Here is an 8,316-nt window from a genome sequence, read left to right as displayed (position 1 = left end):
AAGAGCTTTCTTAGTATATTCAACCGCCTGTTCTAAATTACCTTGCTCCTTGTAAATGATGCCCAAATTATTGTAAGAGGTTGCTACAGTGGGATGATTATCACCAAAAAGCTCAAGATCAATAATAAAAGCTTTCTTAGTATATTCAACCGCTTGTTCTAAATTACCTTGCCCTTGATAAATTTGGCCTAAATTACCATAAGAGGTTGCCACAGTGGGATGATTTTCACCAAAAAGCTTGAAGTTAATGTCAAGAGCTTTCTTAGCATATTCAACCGCCTGTTCTGAATTACCTTGCTCCTTGTAAATGCTGCCCAAATTATTGTAAGAGGTTGCTACATTGGGATGATTTTCACCAAAAAGCTTAAGGTGAATGTCAAGAGCTTTCTTAGTATATTCAACCGCCTGTTCTGGATTACCTTGCTCCTTGTAAATGCTGCCCAAATTATTGTAAGAGGTTGCCACAGTGGGATGATTTTTACCAAAAAGTTTGAAGTTAATGTCAAGAGCTTTCTTAGTATATTCAACCGCCTGTCCTGAATTACCTTGCCCTTGGTAAATTTGGCCCAAATTATTGTGATCTCTTGCTACAGTGGGATGATTTTCACCAAAAAGCTTGAAGTTAATGGCAAGAGCTTTCTTAGTATATTCAATCGCCTGTTCTGAATTACCTTGCTCCTTGTAGATGCTGCCCAAATTATTGTAAGAGGTTGCTACATTGGGATGATTTTCACCAAAAAGCTTAAGATCTATGACAAGAGCTTTCTTAGTATATTCAACCGCCTGTTCTAAATTACCTTGCTCCTTGTAAATAGTGCCCAAATTATTGTAAGAAGTTGCTACAGCGGGATGATTTTCACCAAAAAGCTTGAAGTTAATGTCAAGGGCTTTCTTAGTATATTCAATCGCCTGTTCTGAATTACCTTGTCCTTGGTAAATTTGGCCTAAATTACTGTAAGAGGTTGCCACGGTATTATCTGAATTTTGATGAATTGTAAGCGCTTGTTGGATATATTTAGCTGCTTTATTTAAATTTCCTTTGCTAGCATAAATGATCCCTAGAGTATTAAATATTTTAGAATTTTTTGAATCTGCTTCTTTTGCTCTGCAATACCACTTTCTCGCTTTATCCAATTGGGAAAGTCTTAAAGCTATGTCCCCTCGAGTTTGGCATGAATCATCATTTAATTCTGACGATTGAAGCGTTTCTTCATTGCCAGCTAGAAAATCTTGAAGAGCTTGATAGAAAGGAATAAAGATACGATAAATTTTTTTTATCTTTTTTAGTGCTATAGAATCTAAAGCAAACTGCTTTTGAATAATTATAGGTTCTTCAAATCCAAAAGGCTTAATGAGAGGATTCATCATTTCTTGTTGAGCTTGATAATGAGAGTAGGTCTCAAGACGCATAAATAATGCTATGCTTATCCAATCTTTTAACTTTTCACCTGCACCTTTTGTAAGAATACCTTGGTTGTTCAACTTATCAATCCTTGAAAATGTACTAGGGGGCGCCTCTTTTTGAAGAAGGGACAGTCGGTCTAACGCAAGATGAGGAAATCGATAAAGATCATTCTTTACTTTAAACAACATCCCTTGTTTGCTTAATTCGTGTAGGTTTGGATTGAAATTTACCTTATCATCCTGAAATAAATGTTGTTTGGCTAAGTATTGACGAAGGGTAACGTTTTCTTGATAAAGGGAATCAAGTTTTTTTTCAATTGTTTGTTGATACCTCCTAATTAATTCAAAATTGCCTATCAAAGGAGTAAAGGTTAGAAGCTCCATGGGAAGATGCGGCTCTTCGTAATGCCACCACTGGCCTTTTTCATCTATATCAATATATTGTGCCATTTTCTCAGGCGTTTGGATAAGCTCAAATGTTTGGCGATTGCCAAAAGGAGTTTTGCAGCCTTTTCCTTCCGCTCCTTCACCATCAAAGGCAAAGCCTCTTGGCGTAACGCTATCAAAAAAATCAACCTCTTTTATGCAAGGAATATTTAAAGCAGGTAGAATTGTCTCGCCTAGGTTAATCACTTTTAAGTGAAGAAGGGCTGTTAGACGTCTGAAATAATCTCTGTTTCCGAAAGTGTCTTTTTGTATAAGGATGCCAAACTCTAAATCTGAGTAAGGTGTCATCTCTTCCCTCGCTAAAGAACCAAACCCCATCATTGCATATTCACAAGGAGAAGGTCCTAAAACCTCTTGAGCTTGATCTACAAGATGTTTAAAGAAAGTTTTTATCCACTGGGCAATCTCGCTGTAAAGCTCTCTGACTTCCTCTGATGAAGGATCTGGACGGATAAGTTGAATTTTCTTTTCTATTTCCTGCCTAAACTTTTTTAATTCTCCGCGATTGTCCTCAAATTGCTTTTTAGTTATAGAAAGATCTAAAGGTTTTCCTTCGCAGAGCTTGACGAGCGATTCTTCAACTTTTGATAACTTTCCTTTAATACTTTCTTGTTCGTCTAAAGAGGCATTATGTAGGGCATAATTATAAAGTCCTGCAGCTTGAAGGAGCGTTTGCTGCGTTCCTTTTATTAGATGGATATCACCTAGTTTTTCTATGCATACTCTTATCTGAAAAGGATCTTCTTCTTGGATAGCAAGTTTTAAAGCGTGAGTGTAATTCTCTTCCAGCCTGCCTGCCGATAAGAAATTATTGCTCTCGTCAATTGAAAAAGGGGAGGTAGCTAAATGACTTGAAAGTTTGTCAAGATAGGGTTTTAGGTTCTGAGGTTGATAGAGCTGCAAGAACTTAACATTATTAGGCATGTGTTGTTTAAACACACGGGCACAGCTTCTTGCATCAAGAATTTTTCTTAATTCGCCTTCACTTAAATTCCTAAAAGAATGAAAAATCTGTTTGAAAATTTTTAAAGGTAGATTAGCCAAGAGACTAGGAGGGTCAAAAGTGTTATCTTTTGCTATAAGGAGCGAATTGTTGTTAGTGGGTAATATAGTAGAGCTGTGCGTATTCTCTAAATTCATTCGCTTGTCCTTCTTTTAGGCTGGCTTACATTTCAAGGGGTAGAGAGTTGTTTATAACCCTATTGCACCCTTATTTATGCCTCTTTAAGAAGGGCGAAAAAAAATTATTTTCATTTTCTTATATAAAAGTAAAATTAAAAAGGCAATTTTTATATCTTTATAATATAAATTATTAAATAAGAGTCTTCGTACAGGCTTAAATTTGCCTTGGTTTAGCCAAGGGGTAGCTCTTTAGTGGCTAATATTTTTGGGTTAGGGATTATTTTAAATATCTCACAGGATGGGAAGCCCCATTTGAGTAATTTGCCTTTTAAAGCTTAAGGATAATAACGAGCGATCCCTTAACATGCCCAAAGCCAGTAATTTTAAATTTTCTTGCTCTTGATAAATCATTCTTAGGTTGTGGTAACTGCTTACCACTACAGGATGATTTTCACCTAAAAGCTTTAAGTTAATATTTAGGGCTTTCTTAGCATAGTTAGCCGCTTGCTCTAAATTCCCTTGCTTATAGGAAACCATTCCCAGAAGGTTATAGTCTTTAGCTACATGAAGATGGTTTTCTCCAAAAAGCCTAAGATTAATGATAAGCGCTTTCTCGGCATATTTCGCCCCCTGCTTTGAATTTCCTAGCTTTTCGTAAATCATTCCCTGATTATGATATAAAATAGCTGTGTTGGGATGATTTTCACCAAAAAGCTTAGAATTAATGGCAAAAGCTTTTTTGGCATACTTAGCCGCCTTGTCTAAATTGCCTTGGGCTTGGCAGATTGCTCCTAGGATGTTGTAATCAGTTGCCAGGGCGGGGTGATTCTCACCAAAAAGCTTAAAATTAATAGCGAGAGCTTTTTTGGCATACTTAGCCGCTTTGTTCAAATCGTCTTGAGCTTGGTAGATTGCCCCTAACTTGCTGAAACAGCTTGCCACCATGGAATGGTTTTTGCCAAAGAGCCTACGACAAATGCCGAGAGCTTTGTTGGTATGCTCAGTCGCTTTCTCTAAATTACCTTGTTCTTGATAGATTTGCCCTAGGTTGGCATAACGAATTGCCGAAGTGGGATGATTTTCTCCATATAGCCTAAGGCTAACGTTAAGTGCTTCGTTGGCATACCTTGCTGCTTCATCTAGTTTTCCTTGCTCTCTGCAGATTTGTGCTAGGTTATTACAACCCCTTGCTATGGCAGGATAATTTTCACCAAAGAGCTTAGAGTCAATGGCAAGAGCTTTTTTGCCATACTCTGCTGCCTGTCCTAAATTACCTTGGGCTAGGTAGATTGTCCCTAAGTTGTTATATAGAGTAGATATGGTAGGATGGTTCTCACCATAAAGCTCAAGGCTAATGCCAAGAGCTATGGTGCTATAATCTTTCGCTTTATCTAAATTGCCTTGCTCTTTATAGATTTGCCCTAAGTTATTGTATAGGTTAGCGGCTGCAGGATGATTTTTATCAAAAAGTTTAAGGCAAATATAGAGAGCTTTAGTGCTATAATCCAGGGCTTTGTCTAACTTTCCTTGGTCTTGGTAAATTTGCGCTAGATTATTGTAATCTCTCGCTAATGAGAAATGATTTTCTCCATAAATTTTAAGGTCAATGGCAAGCGCTTTATTGGTACATTTTTCCGCCATGCTTAAACTACCCTGGTCTTGGTAGATTTTCCCTAAGTTGAGGTAACGAATTGCCACTGTAGGATGATTTTCACCATACAGCTCAAGATTGATGTTAAGAGCTTTAGTGCTATATTCTGTTGCTTTTTTTATATTTCCTTGATTTTGATAAATTTGTCCTAGATTGCCATAACAGCTTGCCACTAAGAGATGATTTTCACCAAAAAGCTTAAGATTAATAGCAAGTGCCCTGTTGCTATAATCGATCGTTTTGTCTAGATTACCTTGAGCGTGATAAATTGCTCCGAGGTTGTTGCAGCTGATTGCAACCTTAGGATGGTTTTCACCAAAAAGCCTGAGATAGATGTTAATCGCTTTATTACTATATTCTGCTGCTTTGTGCAATTTACCTTGCTCGAGATAAATGATCGCAAGGGCATCCAAAACCTCAGCATTATTTGGGTTATCGTTTTCTGCTAGAAGATACCATTCTTCTGCTTTTTTATGCTGAAAAAGCCTGCGGGCTATATTACCCTGCGTCTCAGGTGAGTTATCTTCTAAATTAGAAGACTTAAGTTTGCCTTCATGACCGGCTAAGAATTCTTGAATAGCTTGATGGAAAGGAATGAAGATACAATAAAGCTTTTCTATTTTTTTTAGGACTTCCTGATCTAAGGCAAACTGCTTCTGGATGAGAGCTGGATCATTGAACCCAAAAGGTTTAATCAAAGGATTCATCATATGTTGTTGCGCTTGATAATGAGAGTAGGTCTTAAGACGCATAAATAGCGCTATACTCATCCAATTTTTTAACTTCTTAGCTGCGCCCTCTGTTATAAATTTTAACTCTTTTAGCCTGCCAATCCTAGTAAAAGTGTCAGATGCCTCTACATTTTTAAGAAGAGCGAGCCGGTCCAAAGCTAAATGAGGAAAACGATAAAAATCATTTTTAACTTGGAAAAGCATACCCTGCTTTTCTAGATCACCCATTCCTGGATCAAAAGCTTTCATATCATCGGGCACAAGGTGCTTTTTGGCTAAGTACTGTCGAAGGGAGAAGTTTTCTTGGCAATGAATATCAAGTTTTTTCTGAAGTGTTTCACTATACTGTTTCGTTAATTCAAGATTGCCTAGCAGATGAGTAAAGGTTAGCAATTCCATAGGAAGATGAGGCTCTTTCTCATGCCACCATTGGCTTTCTCCATCCTTTGCGGCATATTGAGCCATCTTCTCAGGAGTTTGAATAAGCTCAAATGTTTGGCGATTTCCAAAAGGTGTTTTACAGCCTTTACCTTGTACTCCTTCCCCATCAAAAGCAAAGCCTCTGGGTGTAACGCTATCAAAAAAATTAGCTTTTCTTATGCAAGGAATATCTAAAGCAGGCAGGATAGTCTCTCCTAAATTGATGACTTTTAAATGAAGAAGGGTTGTAAAATACTTAAAATACTTTCTATTTACTGGAGTTTCTTCTTGCATAAGGATGCCAAATTCTAAATCAGAGTAGGGGGTCATTTCTTCTCTAGCTAGAGAGCCAAACCCTATCATGGCATATTCGCAGGGTGGGAGTCCTAAAATATCAAAAACTTGTATTGCAAGGTGTCCAAAGAAGTTTTTTATCTGTTGAGCAATCTCACCATACAGCTCTCGGACTTCCTCAGGCGAAGGATCCGAGGCGAGAGTTTGAATTTTCTTTTCTATTTCATCCCTAAACTTTTTTAATCCTTCGCGATTATTTTCAAATTGTTTTTCGATTATAGGAATATCTACAGGTTCTCCTTGGCAAGCCTTGCTAAGCAAAATCTCGACTTTTGATAGCTTTTCTTTAATAATTACTTGCTCGTCTGAAGTTGAATCATGTAGTGCGTAATTATAAAGCCCTGCAGCTTGAAGGAGGGTTTGCGTCGTTCCTTTGATTGAATAAATATCACCTAATTTTTCCATGCATAATCTTATCTGGAGAGGATCTTCTTCTTGGACAGCAACTTTTAAGACTTGCGTGTAATTCTCTTCTAGTTTATCTATTGATAAAAATGTATTGTTCTCGCCGATGGAAAAGAGATTTTTATCTAAATATTTTGCAAGCTTATCAAGATAGGATTGTACTTTCTCAGGTTGATAGAGCTGCAAAAATTTGACGTTATTAGGCATTTGTTGTGCAAATACTCGAGCACACCTTCTTGCATCAAGAATTTTTCTTAGTTCATGCTCAGTTAAACTACTAAAAGAATGAAAAATCTGTTGGAAGATCTCTAACGGTAGAGTAACCAAAGGATTAGATGGGTCAAATGTATCATTTTTATCCACGTTATATTTTGTTGTTAAAAATCTTTTTCTTTTATTCCTTATATCTGACTTATTATCTTTTTTAAGAGGTTTATCTTGCCCTACAAGCTTTTGTGCATAAATGAAATGGCCACCTAGATCAACAATAAGGATATATTCTTCAGGTCTTTTTTCCGGAGAAATAGTTTTCCATTCTTGGGAATTATCTTCCAGAGGTGAGCTTGCTTTAGGAAAAATTAGCCTATCGTGAATGCCGCAAGCCAGCTGTTCTTCGTTAACTGTTATTAATCTTATAGGAATAGATAAAGCTGTAGCTAATAGATCTCCTTCGCCCAATCCACTTATCCAAGTCCTTTTTCCTTTTATTTTTTCAGCTCTTCCATTGTTCTTGTATTTAACAATGTCTGCGAGTACTCGCCTTAAATAAAAAACTTTATTAGAGCTCTCTTCTAACAAAGGTATTTTCCTAGAAAGGCAGTTATAGCTTCCTAAAAAAGCGCTAAAAAAGCAGTCACCGTCACTTGGCACACCTTTTAATTTAAAGCATTCTTTACCCAGATAGTCGGCAACAGCATTTACTTTGGCTACGATTGAATCGTCAATAATAGCAGTGGGGTTATGCCACAAGGATTTAGCTATTTGATGGTCATCCCATTGACTAGAAGAAGCGCTTAAAACAGATGGTTTATCGCATGTGTTTTGACTTTCATTAAGTACCTTATGTTCAATTTTTCTTGAATAAAGCTCTTTCCACTCCCCAGTTTGCTCAATTAGTTGCTTCCATTCTTTGCTAACGCCCCGTGCGTTAGATAAATCTTGCTGTCCTAGTTCCTTGAAAATCTTTAAGCTAATCTCTGTATAGGGGCCTAGCTTTAGTCCAGGTTTTGCTAATACTAGTTCCCTAAATGCTGTAAATATGAAAGGGGTAATAGAAGAGTTTTCTAAATTCATTTATTTGGCCTTCTTTTAAGGTTACCTGCATCGCTGCAGGTGATTAGCATTTCTTATAGCTTTCCTAACCATTTGAATAATACTTTTCAAGAGAAATTAAAAATAATACGCTTTGAAATACTACGTTTATAGGCTCTAAAAGGTTGTTGTCTCTCTGCACGGTCTCTTTTCGATTAAAAATACAATCTTGTTGAGTAGATGATTGCATAAAAAGCTGTCTAAAACCGTATAATAGCTCTACTTTCCATAAAAAGAGATAGGGAAACAAAACAATCTCTAAATTTTTTTTGAGTGTATGGCTTTAAAAATTTAGATGGGCTTAGGCAATAGGGTAATACTTATTCATTATGATTGCCTGCTTTGTAATGGTTGGTTTAAATAAATTTTCATATGATAGCTTGATAATTTTCAATTAACAACTTCTAGGCAATTTTAAATCTAGGCAAGATATTAGGTCTCATTCCCTATAATGGCTTAGATTTGTCGTGC

The 8,316-nt window shown here is 36.7% G+C and carries 2 protein-coding genes; both read right to left on the bottom strand.

All coding sequences use genetic code 11. The features are described 5' to 3' along the window. A partial coding sequence (locus NEOC84_RS08570) for a tetratricopeptide repeat protein (RefSeq protein ID WP_166158113.1) occupies nt 1-2,991 on the bottom strand: 2,991 nt, incomplete at its 3' end. A 273-nt stretch (nt 2,992-3,264) separates the two neighbouring features. Next, nucleotides 3,265-7,827: a tetratricopeptide repeat protein gene (locus NEOC84_RS08565; RefSeq protein ID WP_166158110.1), complete on the bottom strand. Its 4,563-nt coding sequence runs from the start codon at nt 7,825-7,827 to the stop codon at nt 3,265-3,267. Nucleotides 7,828-8,316: the final 489 nt, after the last annotated feature.

The sequence above is a fragment of the Neochlamydia sp. AcF84 genome, assembly GCF_011087585.1.
In the GTDB taxonomy this organism is placed as follows: Bacteria; Chlamydiota; Chlamydiia; order Chlamydiales; family Parachlamydiaceae; genus Neochlamydia.
The sequence above is the reverse complement of the archived record's forward strand: the minus strand, read 5'-3'. Positions and strand labels throughout refer to the sequence as shown.